The following is a 12,180-nucleotide window of genomic DNA, read 5'->3' on the forward strand; positions in this document are numbered from 1 at the left end:
CCGCAGAACTCAGTTCGCGCGGCCGAGGTAGGTGCCGTCTTCGGTCTTGACGCTGATCTTGTCGCCATTGCCGACGAACAACGGCACCTGCACGCGCATGCCGGATTCGATGATGGCTTCCTTGCACACGTTGTTGGCGGAGTCGCCCTCTCACGGCTTGCGGCGGTAGTCACCACGGCTGAAATGTTTTTCCAGCCAGATGTAAACCATGATAAAGAAGTAGCGGCTGCCCATTTCCTTGAGTTGGAACTTCGCGGCGCCGGTGCGCCGGTTTTTCCAGGTGATGGGCATGGTGGTCCAGGAGTAACCGCGCACGACGGCCTTCAATGGCAGCTCGATGGTGAGGTTGAAGTGGGGGGAGAGCAGCGGACGGCAGCCCGCGATCACTTCGCGGCGGTAGGCCTTGAAGGCGTTGGTGGTGTCGTTGAAGCGCAGGTTGAAAATCAGGGCGATGAGCTTGTTGGCGGCGCGGTTGAGGAGGAGCTTCAAACGTGGGTAGTCAACAACACTGCCGCCCGTGATGAAGCGGCTGCCGAAGACACACTCCCAGCCTGCGTTCAGCAGTGACCAGTAGCGCACCACATCCTGCGGATCGTCGGATTCATCCGCCATCATGATCACGGCGGCATCCCCGTGCATGGCGTCGAGACCGGCGCTGACCGCGCGGCCAAAGCCGTGCGGTCCGGCATGATCCAGCGGCCGCAGCACGGTGATTTCCCGCACCGTGTTTTGCAGCAACTGCCAGGAGCCGTCACGGCTGCCGTCATTGACCACGAGGATCTCATGCGGGACGCCGGCGTCACTCAGCACACGGTGGAGATGGCGCACGGTGCCGATGATGCAGCCCGCCTCATCACGCGCGGGGATGATGACGGAGAGCAGTGTGAGGGCGGGCAGGGAGGCGGATGACATCTCAGGTGTGCCCAGAAAGCCTTTGCGGGAGTAAAAGGCAACCTCTAGCATCGCGCCCCATTTGATATGAGCATTGCCATTGTCACCGGATCAGCTGGTCTGATCGGCTCCGAAACCTGTCGTGCGCTGCATGCCGACGGCATGGACGTGACCGGTGTGGACAATGACATGCGCGCTACATTTTTCGGGCCGGAGGCTTCGACCGCAGGTGTCTGTGGCAGGCTGCAACGCGAACTGCCGCGCTACCGGCATGAAAATACGGACATTCGTGATTTTGCGGCAGTGGAGGCCATTTTCGCACGGCATGGCCAAGAGATCGGTGTGGTGGTGCATACGGCAGCGCAACCCTCGCATGACTGGGCGGTACGCGAGCCGCTGACTGACTTCGCGGTGAACGCCACGGGCACGCTGCATGTGCTGGAGGCGGCGCGGCGGCACTGCCCGGACGCGGTGTTTCTTTTCACCAGCACGAGCAAGGTCTATGGCGACACGCCGAACCGCCTGCCGCTGGTGGAGCGGGAAACGCGCTGGGAGGTGGCCTCCGATCATCCGTTTCATGAACGAGGCATTGATGAGTCCATGAGCATCGACGCCAGCCTGCACAGCATTTTCGGCGCGGGCAAGGTGGCTGCAGATGTGATGGTGCAGGAGTATGGCCGCTACTTCGGCATGAAGACGGCGGTGTTTCGCCCTGGCTGTCTCACTGGCCCGGCGCATGCGGGCACGGAGCTGCATGGGTTCCTCTCGCATCTGATGAAATGCACAGCGCTGGGCCGCCCTTACACCGTGTTCGGCCACCAGGGTAAACAGGTGCGCGACAACATCCACAGCGCCGATTTGGTGGCGGCATTCCGACAGGTCATCGCCGCGCCGCGCTGTGGCGAGGTTTACAACATCGGCGCTTCACGCCAGTCCGACTGCTCGATGCTGGAGGCCATCTCGTTGTGTGAAGAGATCAGCGGCCGGAAGCTGGAGTGGGCCTACCGCGAAACAGCACGCATCGGCGATCACGTCTGGTGGATCAGTGACATCACGAAGTTTCAGCGGCACTACCCGCAGTGGCGCTGCCGGTATGACCTGCGGGGCATGCTGTCAGAAATGCATGACGCGTGTCTGCGCGACGAAACCAGCGGCGCTTTGGCCCCATGAACATCCTGGCAAAAATGCGCCGGGAATGGGGCTTGGCACTGACGCTGCTGCTGGCCGTGCTCGTTGCCTACCAGCCGGCACTGAACGGCGGATTCGTTTGGGATGACGACGCCTGGACGACGAACATCACGCATCTCACGGGTGATCTGCATGGTTTGTGGGAGATGTGGAGCAGGCCCACGGCCTTGCAGCAGTATTATCCGCTGACGGGAACCACCTTCTGGCTGGATCATCAACTCTGGGGCGCGTGGACGCTGCCGTATCATTTGGAAAACGTCGCACTGCATGGCATCGCGGTGCTGTTGTTCTGGCGGTTGCTGCAACAACTCCAGGTGCCGGGCGCGTGGCTGGCGGCGGCGATTTTGGCGCTGCATCCGATGATGATCGAATCGGTGGCCTGGATCGCCGAACGCAAAAACGTGCTGTCCATGGTGCTGTTTCTGGCGGCGCTGCTGGCGTACGGGAGCGCGGTGTCGTTTTGGTCCGATGATGGTGCGGTGCCATGGCGGCAGAAAGGTTACAAGCTCGCGCTGGCGCTGTTTCTGGCGGCGCTGCTGGCGAAGATCAGCACTTTCGCGCTGCCACCGGTGATTCTGCTGCTGGCATGGTGGAAGCGCGGCAGACTGCGCTGGCGGGACGAGGTGCTGCCAGTGCTGCCATTCTTCCTGCTGGCGATGATTCTGGGAGCCGGGGTGATGTGGCTGGAGCAGCATCATGTGGGAGCCGAAGGCGTGGCATGGCAGATGTCGTTCATGGAACGCACGGTCAATGCCTGCCGGGCCTGGTGGTTCTATGTGGGGAAGCTGCTGTGGCCCGTGCCATTGCCGCCCATTCATCCACCGTGGGACGCTACGCAGGCGTTTGTACCGTCATGGTGCTGGCCGCTGGCGGTGCTGCTGTTCGCAGCGGTGGTCTGGTGGCAGCGATCATGGCTGGGCAGGGGCACGGTGGTGGCGCTGCTGTTTTTCACTGGCACACTGCTGCCCGTACTGGGCTTCTTGGATGTCTATGGGATGCTTTACGCACCGGTGGCCGACCGCTGGGTGCATTTGCCGTGCCTGGGCCTGATCGCGCTCTTTGCCGCCGCTGTGAGTGTCCTGTCCGGACGTTTCCATTGTCCATGGTTCATCCCTGCGCTGGCCTGCGTCCTGCTGCCGGCGCTCGGCTGGCTCACTTGGCGGCAGGCGCGTCTTTATCAGGACAATGAAACACTCATGCGTGCCGCTTTGCGCATGAATCCCCGCTGCTGGGTGGCGGCCTATAACTTGGGCAACATCCTGAAGCAGCACAACCGGGCGGACGAGGCCATTGCTCTTTATGAGGTAACACTCCGGCTCAATCCGCTGCATGTCAAAGCGCACAACAATCTTGCCACGAGCCTGATGGAAGCCGGGCGTTTCGAGGCGGCGCTTGTTGAGCTGCGGACCACCATCGCACTCATGCCGGGGCTTGCGGGGGCACACCAAAATCTGGGCAACTGTCTTCTGCGCATGGGCAAGGTGGAGGCGGCTGCGGGCTGTTATCAAAAGGCGGTTGAACTCGCTCCCGATCTTGCTGATGCGCACAACAATCTGGCAGGCATCCTCTACCAGCAGGGCAACCATGCCGGGGCGCTGGCGCATTACCAGCGTGTCGTCGCGCTCCGCCCCGGCAGTGCTGACGCGCATGGGAATCTCGGCGTGGTGCTTGCGCATGGCGGGCGGCCGAGTGAGGGCGCTGCCGAATACGCGGCCGCACTTCAATTGCAGCCCAAGCACCCGGTCATCCTCGCCAATCTGGCCTGGCTGCTGGCCACCTGCCCCGATGATGCCGTGCGTGACGGCCCACGTGCGCTGGCCTGCGCGCAAGAGGCCGACACGCTCACCGCTGGCAGGAATCCTGAGGTGCTGCGCTCTCTGGCGGCGGCACTGGCGGAAAACCACAGGAAGGACGAGGCGGATGCCATCGCCGTTCGTGCGGCACGGCTGGCACAGCAGCAAGGCAACACGGTTCTCGCAGCGGCCATGTTCCTGGAAGTCGATCTGTACCGCGCCGGACTCACTAAGCGTGACCCAGATCTGGCGCCAGCAGCGCCATAAGCTGGCGCACACCCCAACAAAAACGCCTGACCGTTCTCACGATCAGGCGTTCGTTGAATGAATCAGTCCGCAGAACTCAGTTCGCGCGGCCGAGGTAGGTGCCGTCTTCGGTCTTGACGCTGATCTTGTCGCCATTGCCGACGAACAGCGGCACCTGCACGCGCATGCCAGACTCGGTGATGGCTTCCTTGTACACGTTGTTGGCGGAGTCGCCCTTCACGCCCGCAGGGCTGTCGGTGATGGTCATGATGATGTTGGCGGGCAGTTCGATGCCGGCGACGACGTCGTCAGCGAAGACGACGAGGTACTTCTGGCCTTCGATGAGGTAGCCGCGGGTCTTGGCGTCGAGCTTGTCCTCGCCGATGAGCACGTCTTCAAAGGTGTCCGGGTGGATGAAGTGGTAGCCGTCGCCGTCCTTGTAGCTGTACTCGTGGTTGTCGCGCACGAGGTTCACGGATTCGAGCGACTCGTTGGAGGTCATGCGCAGGTTGTACATCTTGCCGATGGTGATGCTGCGGATGGACATCTGCACGAACGACGCCATGCGCGGCGGCGTCTTGAGTTCAGTGTCGGTGACGACGCAGACGTCATTGTTGTGACGGACGGCGTGGCCTTTGCGGAGATTGATGACGGGGGTGGCTGGCATAAGAGCGTGCTTTCATGGCGAGTTTACGGTGCTTTGCAAGCGCCGGTTCGGGGTGCGCGGGCAGGGGGCGGCGTAGCCGGTGGCATCGTACTCCTCCTCGAACTCGTCCTCGATCATGGCGCAAGATCGCCATGTGATCGTCCGAGCATCCGCGCTGGCCCGCTGCATTGGCTTGGTCGCGCTGGGAGTTAGCGAACCGCACTGATCGAGGACGAGGACGAGTTCGAGTAGGAGGACGAAAATGACCGTAGCTACCGTACCATCACAGTCGCCGTGGGACTCGGCGTGGCTTCGCCGTTTTTGTTCGCGGCGATGACGCGCACCTCGGTGAACTCGTCCAGCGGCAGGTCTTGGAGCCATGCTTCGGGTTCCGCCACCGTGGTGGCGGTGGTAAACTCCGCCGTGCCCATGCTGCGCATCTGCACGCGGTAGCGCGTGGCATGCGGGGCAGGGGGCCATTGCACGAAGACCTTGCCCTGGCCCGTGGCTTCGAGCGTCACTCGCTCCACCGGCTCCGGCATGGGCAGCCGTGCAGGCAGCTTTAGGCCAAAGCGCAGCCAGCGCGCGTCATCCGCCGGCAGCAGAATCCACAACTCGCGGATCAGGCTGCGCATGCGCTTGCGCAGCTTCTTGAGCGCTGCGTTTTTTGCCAGCACGGCGGTGCGCAGCGCGGACTTGTTGAAGTTCACCGCCGACCGCGCCGCCGACAGAGCTTCAAAGGTGGCTTCGCAGATCATTGCCGTGGCGCCCATGTCCATGCTTTCGTGCTCCGGCTTCAGCTCAAAATACCGCGCCAGACTCGACAGCAGGCTCAGCCGTTTCGCGAAGACCTCTGGCACCATCGTGGACCGGTCGGTAAAGCCCGCCGCACCCCACTGCGTGTTGAACCCGGTGCCAAAGACCGCCGTCAGCCGCAACCGGCAGCGGCCGATCACCACCTCGCCTTCACGGTCCCGGTCCCGCAGGTTCTTGCGCCGCTGCGCACGCTCCGTTTTCACCCGTCCCACCTCCGTCTGGGCGGCACGCGCTGCATCCCAGGCCGCCTGCATCGCCGCCGCCGTGTTCTGCTTGAGGCCGATCTCCACCTCCAGCGCCTCGCAGCCCTTGATCAAGTCATGGCAACGGGCCAGCAGCACCATGTCGTTGGTTGGAGTCGGGTTCGCAGCCATGGCAGCATCAGGTAGGTTGAAACGACACACCTTACAGCCCACCGGCATCTGCCCGACGGGCCCCGCCTTCGCCGTCCGGCCCAGTGCCAGCGCTGCGAAGACAAACCCATTCTCCTCCCAGTCAGGAACAGCCTCAAGCACTATTTGCCGACTGTCGGTGAGTGATGCTTGAGACTCCTGATCCTCAGTTGGCCATCCCGCCGCAGGTTCCCGAAGCTCCCCCACCTCCAAACGGCTTCCGTCCCTGCCTTAGTGAGCTTCATCACCCATTCACCGACTCTCGGTGAGTGGGACACGAGACTCCGTTGCCTCAAGCCAGCTTCCCGGCCAAGTTGAGCGAGTTTCAATGCTTATCCACCGACACGCGTTGAGTAGTCATTGAGACACCTACGCATCAAACGAGAACCCTGCTCAAGCCTGCAGAGTCTCAAGCGGTGCTCACCGACACTCGGCGAGCAATCCATGAATCTACCCCAGGTCACGCCCATTCTCCTTTTACCACCTCGGAGCCTCCCCCAGATGCCCCAGCCAAGGAAGTTCTGCCTCCCGAGCCGCCGCTGGGTGAAATCATTCGTCCGCTGAGCTCCTCCGAGCCTCCGGTGGGTCTCGCTGAGATGTCAATGGAGTGTCCCGAGTCTCGGGCGGATGGAATCAGGAACGGTCTTGGCTCCTCTGAGCTTCCGGCGGCCCAATCAGATGATCGAATCGTCGTTCCCGAATTTGGCATGGGATCTTGGAGCCGTCGTTTTGCCGTTCAACAGCCCGGAGTAGGCCGCGCGACTTGACGATGAGTGTCATCCCCGCCTTCTTGATCCTGATAGCAGCAAAGTTTGTAACCTTATGCCCGACACCACCCCGCATCCGCCTCGTCATGTGCCGCAGGTCATGGTGTCCAGCACCTTCACGGATTTGAAGGATCATCGAGAGGCGCTCATCAAGGCCATCAGCAAACACGACATGCATCCAATCGGCATGGAGTTCAGTGATGCGAAACTCACCGGCGACGTGGTGGATGCATCGCTCGGCATGGTGGCGAAGAGTGCCGCTTACATCCTGATCATCGGGCGCAAGTATGGTCAGACGCCGGAGTGTCTCACGCGCAATCCCGAGAAACTGTCGATCACCGAGCTGGAATACCGCGAGGCCGTCCGATTGATGCGGCCCGTGCTGCTGTTCCTCATGGGAGATAAGCACCCGCGCATCGAGTCGGAGATCGAGCTTGAACCTGACAAGCGCACCAAGCTCGCCGCCTTCCGTGAACTGGCGAAGAAGTCGGCTCCCGGCTCAGCGGTTAACCGCGTTTACGGCACCTTCGAAAGCCTGGAGCAGTTGAAGGAAATCATCGGCGCTCCACTTGCCGAGATGCAGCGTCACTTGGAACCGAAAGCGCCCGCCGGTCCTCCACCGTCCACTGACGCACCGCCTTCTGACGCACTGCCCACCCTCCCCAAGCCACCCGCTTTCTACGCCGAGCCCGACTACATAGGCTCCCACCAGTTCGTCGGGCGCCAGGCCGAACTCGACGCCCTTAGCGATTGGGCGAACGGTGCCGATCCCACCAATCTTCTCCTGTTTGAAGCCATCGGTGGAAACGGCAAGAGCATGCTCACCTGGGAGTGGACCACGAAGCACGCTAGCGCGGTCCGCCCCGACTGGGCCGGGCGCTTCTGGTATTCGTTCTACGAACGCGGGGCCGTCATGCAGGACTTCTGTCAGCGCGCTCTCGCCTACATGACTGGTCAGCCGTTGAAGGAATTCGAGAAGCGGAAGACCGCCGAGATGAAAGACGAACTCATCTCCCAGCTTCATGCCCGGCCTTGGCTGCTCATCCTCGACGGCCTGGAGCGCGTGCTCGTCGCCTACCACCGCATCGATGCCGCCGAAGTCCCTGACGAAGAAGCCAACGCTCCCACCGACAAAATCCTCAATCGAAACCCCTGCGATGCTATCCGTGACGAGGACAGCGATCTCCTCCGCGCCCTCGCCGCCTGTGCCCCGTCGAAGATCCTCGCCAGCTCCCGGCTCACCCCGCGCATCTTGCTCAATCACGCCGGACAACCCATCCCCGGAGCCAAGCGCATCACCCTCCACGGTCTGCGCCCGCCCGATGCTGAGGCGCTCATGCGCCAATGCGGCATCAGCGGTGACAGCACCGCCATTCAGGACTACCTCCAACAAAACTGCGACAATCACCCTCTCGTGATCGGCATCCTTGCCGGCCTCATCGTCAACTACCTGCCCAACCGCAGCAACTTCGACGCATGGAGCGTTGATCCGAGCGGTGGAGCCGCACTCGACCTGGGCAAACTCGACATCATTCAGCGGCGCAACCACATCCTCCACGCAGCTATCGACGCTCTACCCGACGCCAGCCGCCAACTTCTATCCACACTCGCCCTCCTGTCCGAGTCTGTGAACTATGATACGCTAAAAGCAGTAAACCCACACCTTCCACCAATGCCACGCAAGGTGGACGAGCCAAAAACTCCGGAAAACGATCCCGACTGGGAACAGTTGTCCGGGCGCGGCAAAGCGAAGAGCCGGAAACAATATGAAGCTGCATTCACCCATTGGAAACAATACACGAGTATCCTGAAAGATTGGCTCGAGTCTCCAGCAGTCCTCGCCGCCGAGATTTTTTTGTCTGAAGCAGTTGGCGATTTGGAACAACGCGGACTTCTACAGTATGATCGACAACAAAGGAGACATGATCTTCATCCAGTAGTCAGAGGTGTCGCTGCTGGCGGAATGAACCCAAAGGAACGAGAACACTACGGTTCACAATTGATCGACCATTTCGTTTCGCAGCCTCATAAGCCATATCGCGAAGCGGAAACTCTGGAGGATTTGCGCCCGGCGCTCAACGTTGTCCATACACTGTTAAAGCTCGGGCGTCTCAAAGAGGCTGCGACGTCCTTTCGTAGCATTCTTGCTGAACCTCTCTTGTTCAATGTTGAGGCGTATGCCGAGACAACATCTATACTTCGATCATTCTTTACTGAGGGTTGGGGTAAAATTCCGTCAATTTTAGATGAAAAAGCTGCCTGCTCCCTGACGGCTTGGGCGGCGACTACGCTTGATCGTTGCGGTGAATTGGTTGCAGGTTTTGAAGCGCAGAACGCTCTGATGAAAGCCAAAATTGATCGCAAAGATATAGTGGGCACCGTCATTGATTTGGGACGGATGTCCCGAAATCTACGCTTACAGATGAAGTTAGAACAAGCTTCACGCATAGATGAATTGGCTGTTAAAATGGCATCTGCCACTCGCAACAAAAACGACTTGTTCATGAGTGCCTTGTTTCGTTTTGACGGATTAGCTGCTGTCGGGAGCTGGGAGCTAGCGGAAAACACTTGGCTGTTTCTTGACTCGCTTGGGCGTGACTTCCCTCGCAGTTACTACCGATCTGGAGACGCAGAGCTCTATCAAGCTCGGTTTAGGTTATGGAAAGGTTCGCTACTGGAACTAGACTTTGAGCTCGTTGAGGAATTGGCTATTGCCGGAAGGAATCGGACTGCAATTCGCATACTATATTCTCTCCGAGGCTCTTGGCACTTAGAGCAGCACGACCACACCCAAGCTTTAGCCAGCTTCCATGAAGCCGTCCGCATGGCCCGCGAACGACGCCTCGTGCATGCCGAGTCCGAGACCGGACTCGCGCTAACCAAATTCCACCTCGGTCAACTCACGGACGACGATGCCCGCAGCGAAGCGGAGCGCCTCGCCGGACTGCGCCAGCCTGCGCATCGCACCCTCGCCATGCTCTGGCTTGCCCTCGGCGACACCGAGCATGCGAAGCACCACGCCCTGGCCGCCTACACCTGGGCTTGGGCCGATGGCGAGCCGTATGTGCATCGCTACGAACTCACCCAGACGACCGAACTGCTCCAGCAGATGAAGGTCCCCGTGCCCGTGCTGCCGCCGTATGACCCGGCGAAGGACGAGCCTTTCCCGTGGGAAGCAGATGTGCGCGCGGCGATTGAGAAGCTGAAGGCGGAGAAGGCAACCAAGGAGGCCAATAAGAAGCCATGAAGACCGGAAAAGAAGCCAAGCCTGCCGGGATGATCCATCGCCAGCAGTTGTTTTACTGGATGGGGCGGAGCATTGACGACCGCAACGGGAAGCGGAAGCTGCTGCGGGATGCGCTGGTGCAGGAGGTGCTGGCGCAGTTGCACGGGAGTTTGGAGCAGGGACTGTGGGTGAAGCCGCCACGCTTCCCGGAGATCTTTGAGCAGCGGGGGCAGGTGTTTGCGCTGGATCTGCCGATCACCTGCTTCACGGAGTGGTCGCTGGGGGAGAGCCTGCCGCACACGGCGGAGTATGGCCGCATCGGCCTGGGGTTTCCGAAGCGCTGGGTGATCGAGCGCGGCGGTCAGTCGGTGACGTATTTTCGCCACAGCACGAAGGGCAGTTTCCTGCCGGCGATGTTCAAGGTGCTGGCTGCGCTGGGAACGGGCAGCGCGAGCGGCGCATGGACGCCGCGTGCCGGGATGGCGACGGCGTTTGCGGAACTGCGGTATCTCCTGCACTTCGCGAAGATGATCCGGCTGAAGACGCCGAAGCAGCCACGCCCTGCGGTCAAGGCGGCGCTGAAGAAGCCCCCGACGGCGAAGCGTGCGCCCGCAGCGGCGGCGGTGGAGGCGCAGATGTTCAAACGCAAGTTCGGCCTGCCGCTGCAGTTTGTGGAGGAACGGGAGTGGCGGATCGTGCATCACGCGTCGAATCAGGCCTTCGTGAAAGGGCTGGGCGTGCCGGACTATTATCTGCCCTACCTGCCGGGGGAGGAATTGTTCACGCTGGTGCTGCCGGACGCGAAGGTGGTGAGCGAGGTGCTGCAAGCGGACTGGTTTACCGAGCGTCTGTTCACGCCGTGGCAGCACTACCCCGAGCTGAAGGGCCGCCGCGTGCCGCCCGTCACGGTGCTGTCGCACGCGGACCTCGGGACGTTTTGAAGCGGAGCTAACTCATCGCCACGCGACAAGAACTCGACGCCGCCCGCAAGGCGGCTCGATTATGGCCGTTGATCACAGCCTTATTCTCCAACCCTCCATGAACCGCCTCTCTCTCGCTGCTTTCCTTTTCGCCAGCGCCTTGCTCACCGCCGATTCTTTTGCTGCCGATGACTTGAAGAAGGTCGCCGCCGCCATCGACGGCTACCGCTTCGAGTTCCCCTGCAAAGACCCCATGCCGGAGAACCCGAAGCCCGGTGCGGACGGCATCTCGGCGCGGATGACGGACGATCCGAAGACCAACGACAAGTTCACCGACGTGAAGACCTTCGGCGGGGAAGCCGGCAAGCGCTACAAGGTCACGCTGCGCGTGCGCGGCGTGGTGGAGCCGATGATGTATAAGGACGGCCAGCAGGTCGGCGAGCGTTTCTACATCGGCGGCGTGCCGAACAACAAGACCTACAACATCTACCAGCTCACGGTCTCCTCACCCGCGCAGCATTTCTTCTTCAACCGCGATGACAAGGTCGGCCACCGCATCTTCACCATCGACTACACCACAACCATCGAGATCGAGGGCGGTGCCACGCTCACCCTACACGGCAACGGCCAGAACGGCCATATGATCACCAACTTCGCGAAGCTCGTGGTGCCTGATGTCGCCCCAGCGCCGAAGCCGTTCAATGGCCAGTTCATCCAACTCGACGTGACTGATGTGTTGGAAGTGAAGTAGTCCGGCCCGCCTTGACCGACGAAGTCTTGACCTGTTGACCACGTCTTGACTTCCTTTCATTCCCAGTTGCCTGCCGTTGCCGACCCGCTAGCCTCGCGCCCATGGAACGTCTCATCTGCCGGCTTTGTCTTGGAGTCTCATTGCTGCTCACGCTCACCGGATGCGATGCGCACTGGGGCATGCCGGTGCGGGGTTATGGCTATCCAGGCGGACTGGCCGCTTTTGCCCCGCGGACTGGCGGCGCTGTCAACTTCACCTACTACCCGCGCTTCGAGGCCTACTACCACCACTCCTCGCAGCAGTTCTATTTTCCCAACGGCAAGAAGTGGGAAACGCAGCCGGCTTTGCCCGGTGCCACGCCGCAGGAGATCCGCCGCTCGCCGGGCGTGCCGTTTCAGTTTGCCGATCACCCGTCGATCTATCACCCGCAGGTCAAGCAGGCCTTCCCTCCCAACTGGACACCGTCCTCCCGCCGCGCTGAAGAAGGGTATGAGTGGGGCCGCAGTGGCTGGGATCTGGATCGTCGGTAAATCTATCTCACCCA

9 protein-coding genes and 1 pseudogene are annotated in these 12,180 nt (G+C 61.2%); 6 read left to right on the top strand and 4 right to left on the bottom strand.

The features are described 5' to 3' along the window. Nucleotides 1–9: 9 nt before the first annotated feature. Together ACKVY0_RS00380 and ACKVY0_RS00385 are read right to left on the bottom strand one after the other, a co-directional pair. Nucleotides 10–135 (bottom strand): annotated as a pseudogene (locus ACKVY0_RS00380) (elongation factor P); the annotation flags it as partial. Between the two features lie 15 nt (nt 136–150). After that, nucleotides 151–912: a glycosyltransferase family 2 protein gene (locus ACKVY0_RS00385; RefSeq protein ID WP_409212797.1), complete on the bottom strand. Its 762-nt coding sequence runs from the start codon at nt 910–912 to the stop codon at nt 151–153. A 66-nt stretch (nt 913–978) separates the two neighbouring features. Here ACKVY0_RS00385 and ACKVY0_RS00390 point away from each other — a divergent pair, with 66 nt between their 5' ends. After that, a complete protein-coding gene (locus ACKVY0_RS00390; protein WP_409212798.1) occupies nt 979–2,061 on the top strand; it encodes an NAD-dependent epimerase/dehydratase family protein in 1,083 nt (360 codons plus the stop codon). Next, nucleotides 2,058–4,139 carry a tetratricopeptide repeat protein gene (locus tag ACKVY0_RS00395; RefSeq protein WP_409212799.1) on the top strand — a complete coding sequence of 694 codons (2,082 nt, stop codon included), beginning with the start codon at nt 2,058–2,060 and terminating at the stop codon, nt 4,137–4,139. The genes ACKVY0_RS00390 and ACKVY0_RS00395 overlap by 4 nt, the downstream gene beginning before the upstream one ends. 76 nt (nt 4,140–4,215) lie before the next feature. On the opposite strand, the gene ACKVY0_RS00400 is transcribed toward ACKVY0_RS00395, so the two are convergent. Together ACKVY0_RS00400 and ACKVY0_RS00405 are read right to left on the bottom strand one after the other, a co-directional pair. Next, a complete protein-coding gene (locus tag ACKVY0_RS00400) occupies nt 4,216–4,785 on the bottom strand; it encodes an elongation factor P (RefSeq protein WP_409212800.1) in 570 nt (189 codons plus the stop codon). Between the two features lie 251 nt (nt 4,786–5,036). Beyond that, nucleotides 5,037–5,954 (bottom strand): fibronectin type III domain-containing protein, encoded by a 918-nt coding sequence (locus tag ACKVY0_RS00405; RefSeq protein WP_409212801.1) that lies wholly within the window; start codon nt 5,952–5,954, stop codon nt 5,037–5,039. Between the two features lie 840 nt (nt 5,955–6,794). Between ACKVY0_RS00405 and ACKVY0_RS00410 the strand changes: the two genes are divergently transcribed. The 4 genes from ACKVY0_RS00410 to ACKVY0_RS00425 all read left to right on the top strand — a co-directional run bounded on the left by ACKVY0_RS00410 (nt 6,795) and on the right by ACKVY0_RS00425 (nt 12,166). Further along, the gene (locus tag ACKVY0_RS00410; protein WP_409212802.1) at nt 6,795–9,986 is read left to right on the top strand and encodes a DUF4062 domain-containing protein; all 3,192 of its coding nucleotides are present in this window, start codon (nt 6,795–6,797) and stop codon (nt 9,984–9,986) included. After that, on the top strand, nt 9,983–10,906 hold the full coding sequence (locus ACKVY0_RS00415) for a hypothetical protein (RefSeq protein WP_409212803.1): 924 nt from the start codon (nt 9,983–9,985) through the stop codon (nt 10,904–10,906). The genes ACKVY0_RS00410 and ACKVY0_RS00415 overlap by 4 nt, the downstream gene beginning before the upstream one ends. A 97-nt stretch (nt 10,907–11,003) precedes the next feature. Further along, on the top strand, nt 11,004–11,636 hold the full coding sequence (locus ACKVY0_RS00420; RefSeq protein WP_409212804.1) for a hypothetical protein: 633 nt from the start codon (nt 11,004–11,006) through the stop codon (nt 11,634–11,636). 101 nt (nt 11,637–11,737) lie between these two features. Beyond that, a complete protein-coding gene (locus tag ACKVY0_RS00425; protein WP_409212805.1) occupies nt 11,738–12,166 on the top strand; it encodes a hypothetical protein in 429 nt (142 codons plus the stop codon). Nucleotides 12,167–12,180: the final 14 nt, after the last annotated feature.

The organism is Prosthecobacter sp. (assembly GCF_046154365.1).
Classification (GTDB): domain Bacteria; phylum Verrucomicrobiota; class Verrucomicrobiia; order Verrucomicrobiales; family Verrucomicrobiaceae; genus Prosthecobacter.

Bases quoted from the DNA above. Each gene is read 5' to 3' on its own strand.
- ACKVY0_RS00390 (WP_409212798.1), top strand. From the start codon at position 979: ATGAGCATTGCCATTGTCACCGGATCAGCTGGTCTGATCGGCTCCGAA.
- ACKVY0_RS00385 (WP_409212797.1), bottom strand. From the start codon at position 912: ATGTCATCCGCCTCCCTGCCCGCCCTCACACTGCTCTCCGTCATCATC.
- ACKVY0_RS00425 (WP_409212805.1), top strand. From the start codon at position 11,738: ATGGAACGTCTCATCTGCCGGCTTTGTCTTGGAGTCTCATTGCTGCTC.
- ACKVY0_RS00420 (WP_409212804.1), top strand. From the start codon at position 11,004: ATGAACCGCCTCTCTCTCGCTGCTTTCCTTTTCGCCAGCGCCTTGCTC.
- ACKVY0_RS00395 (WP_409212799.1), top strand. From the start codon at position 2,058: ATGAACATCCTGGCAAAAATGCGCCGGGAATGGGGCTTGGCACTGACG.
- ACKVY0_RS00410 (WP_409212802.1), top strand. From the start codon at position 6,795: ATGCCCGACACCACCCCGCATCCGCCTCGTCATGTGCCGCAGGTCATG.
- ACKVY0_RS00415 (WP_409212803.1), top strand. From the start codon at position 9,983: ATGAAGACCGGAAAAGAAGCCAAGCCTGCCGGGATGATCCATCGCCAG.
- ACKVY0_RS00400 (WP_409212800.1), bottom strand. From the start codon at position 4,785: ATGCCAGCCACCCCCGTCATCAATCTCCGCAAAGGCCACGCCGTCCGT.
- ACKVY0_RS00405 (WP_409212801.1), bottom strand. From the start codon at position 5,954: ATGGCTGCGAACCCGACTCCAACCAACGACATGGTGCTGCTGGCCCGT.